At 48.7% G+C, this 1,790-nt stretch carries 4 tRNA genes and 2 rRNA genes; all 6 read left to right on the top strand.

The annotated features are described in order from the left end of the window. Window positions 1-660: ribosomal RNA gene (locus CIK04_RS30735) — 16S ribosomal RNA — on the top strand; the annotation flags it as partial. Between the two features lie 67 nt (window positions 661-727). Further along, a tRNA-Glu gene (locus CIK04_RS30730) sits at window positions 728-803 on the top strand. Between the two features lies 1 nt (window position 804). After that, window positions 805-880, top strand: a tRNA-Lys gene (locus tag CIK04_RS30725). Window positions 881-894: 14 nt separating this feature from the next. Further along, window positions 895-970 (top strand) — tRNA-Ala (locus tag CIK04_RS30720). 14 nt (window positions 971-984) lie between these two features. Then, window positions 985-1,060 (top strand) — tRNA-Val (locus CIK04_RS30715). A 342-nt stretch (window positions 1,061-1,402) separates the two neighbouring features. Further along, window positions 1,403-1,790: ribosomal RNA gene (locus CIK04_RS30710) — 23S ribosomal RNA — on the top strand; the annotation flags it as partial.

Raw genomic sequence — 1,790 nt, 5'->3', positions numbered from 1 at the left:
CTGGGGAGTACGGTCGCAAGATTAAAACTCAAATGAATTGACGGGGGCCCGCACAAGCGGTGGAGCATGTGGTTTAATTCGATGCAACGCGAAGAACCTTACCTACTCTTGACATCCAGAGAATCTAGCGGAGACGCTGGAGTGCCTTCGGGAACTCTGAGACAGGTGCTGCATGGCTGTCGTCAGCTCGTGTTGTGAAATGTTGGGTTAAGTCCCGCAACGAGCGCAACCCTTATCCTTGTTTGCCAGCGAGTAATGTCGGGAACTCCAGGGAGACTGCCGGTGATAAACCGGAGGAAGGTGGGGACGACGTCAAGTCATCATGGCCCTTACGAGTAGGGCTACACACGTGCTACAATGGCGCATACAGAGGGCTGCCAACTTGCGAAAGTGAGCGATCCCAAAAAGTGCGTCGTAGTCCGGATTGGAGTCTGCAACTCGACTCCATGAAGTCGGAATCGCTAGTAATCGTGGATCAGAATGCCACGGTGAATACGTTCCCGGGCCTTGTACACACCGCCCGTCACACCATGGGAGTGGGCTGCAAAAGAAGTGGGTAGTTTAACCTTCGGGAGGACGCTCACCACTTTGTGGTTCATGACTGGGGTGAAGTCGTAACAAGGTAGCGCTAGGGGAACCTGGCGCTGGATCACCTCCTTATACGATGATTATTGCGATGAGTGTTCACACAGATTGATATGGTTTAGAAAGTTTAGAGTATCTTAGTGTCCCGTTCGTCTAGAGGCCTAGGACACCGCCCTTTCACGGCGGTAACAGGGGTTCGACTCCCCTACGGGATACCATGGGTCGTTAGCTCAGTYGGTAGAGCAGTTGACTTTTAATCAATTGGTCGCAGGTTCGAATCCTGCACGACCCACCATTACTTCAAGAKTTGGGGYTATAGCTCAGCTGGGAGAGCGCCTGCCTTGCACGCAGGAGGTCTGCGGTTCGATCCCGCATAGCTCCACCATTCTTGAACGCAATGGGCGATTAGCTCAGTTGGGAGAGCACCTGCCTTACAAGCAGGGGGTCACTGGTTCGAACCCGGTATCGCCCACCACTCTTTAAATATTTTTAGTGTTTCTTAATGAAAACCACCTTCTTTATGTCTGTGGTTGATTTTTCGACGCTGAAAGTCTTTAAAAAGTGTGTTTCTCATAGAGAATTGCATTGCTCTTTAACAATTTGGAAAGCTGACAAAACAACAATTTATTGTTGTTTGTAAAGTTCTCAATGTTTGTCTTTAWGACAAACACCAACAAACACATTCAAGTGTTCTTGGGAATGTCACTGTTWAGTGACTATTCGAAATTGAGTCCGGCAAAATCAACGCTATCTCGCTCATTCAAATAATGAGATAGCAACTTTGGTTGTTTRACTAGAAGACCCTTTGGGGTTGTATGGTTAAGTGACTAAGCGTACACGGTGGATGCCTTGGCAGTCAGAGGCGATGAAGGACGTAGTAACTTGCGATAAGCGTAGATGAGGCAGTAACAGCCACTTGAGTCTACGATTTCCGAATGGGGAAACCCACTGGCATAAGCCAGTATCATTGAGTGAATACATAGCTCAATGAAGCGAACCGGGAGAACTGAAACATCTAAGTACCCCGAGGAAAAGAAATCAACCGAGATTCCGAAGGTAGCGGCGAGCGAAATTGGATTAGCCCTTAAGCTTTACATGTGTTAGACGAACGGTCTGGAAAGTCCGACGATACAGGGTGATAGTCCCGTAGTTGACGATGCATGTTCAGTGAAATCGAGTAGGGCGGGACACGTGTTATCCTGTCT

It is taken from the genome of Vibrio sp. 03_296 (genome assembly GCF_002265885.1).
Note: the sequence above shows the minus strand (reverse complement) of the source record. Positions and strands in the feature narration are given on the sequence as shown.